Annotated in this window: 1 protein-coding gene; it reads left to right on the plus strand. The window is 64.7% G+C overall.

The window, feature by feature from the left end; genetic code table 11:
* Positions 1-1,127: serine protease (locus tag B1L11_RS53620; protein ID WP_256863451.1), on the plus strand; the 1,127-nt coding region annotated here is incomplete at both ends.

Genomic DNA, 1,127 nt, shown 5'->3' on the forward strand with positions numbered 1-1,127 from the left:
CCACCAAGCACGTCTCGACCGGTGGCGCTTCGGCCGACAGCAAGCCCGGCGTTGTCGGGTCCAGCGGCGACCAGAAGCCCGCCACGGCCACCCTGAAGAACATCAACCTGCCGAAGACGACCGGCAAGGTGTTCTTCATCGGCGGCGACGGCAAGCCGCACTGGTGCTCCGCGACCTCGGTCCAGAGCGGTTACAAGAACCTGGTGGCGACCGCCGGTCACTGCGTCTACGACACGGTGAGCAACCGCGAGACCCTCGACAAGTGGGTGTTCGTCCCCGGCTACTACCAGGGCAAGACCCCGTGGGGCATCTACGTGGGTAAGACCGCGTACACCCACTACGACTACGACGTGTACGAGGACGGCGACCGCGACTACGCGTTCGTCACCGTGTACAACGGTGTCCAGGTCACCGACGTGGCCGTCGACAAGGTCAAGAACTGGGTGGACAACCGCCTGTTCGACACCAAGGCGGAGGCTGAGAAGGCCCGCAAGGACCTCGAGCTCAAGACCACCGGCTGGGCCGGCGAGATCGTGCCCTTCGGCTGGAACGACGCGAAGAACCCCGAGGACGAGCGCTGGCACTGGCACATCGCCAGGCGTGGCGAGGAGTCCCAGAAGGTCTACTTCGGCCTCGACGAGTGGTGCAACTTCATCCACCTCGACAAGACGGGAGACGTTCCCACGCTGGTCCGTGGTGGGAGCCTGGACCTCAAGCCCTGGCACGGCCAGGCCGGCTACGAGGTCACCCGGATCACGAGGGACGAGTACATCGCGGCCGTCGGCGACGTCGAGCACGGCGAGAAGGACGGTGTCCTCTACTACAAGAAGGACAACGGCTTCTACAAGGTCAAGTTCTGGGTGAACGTGGCCGTCAAGTACAAGCTGCGTGGCCACATCGTGGACATCGCCCTGAAGGACGTCGGCACCCTCGGCAGCAACGTGGGTGGCCAGGGCCTGGCCTACAACCAGAAGATCGGGACCGGTGTCTTCGTCTTCGGTTACCCGAGCGGGTCGCACCCGGACGGCAACTACGCCTTCACCGGCAAGACCCTCAAGTGGGCCTACGGCAAGACCTTCAAGGCCGCTGCTCCGGCGCTGAAGGCCGAGGAGCTGGTGGGCATCAAG

The organism is Microbispora sp. GKU 823, from assembly GCF_002027145.1.
Taxonomy (GTDB): domain Bacteria; phylum Actinomycetota; class Actinomycetes; order Streptosporangiales; family Streptosporangiaceae; genus Microbispora; species Microbispora siamensis.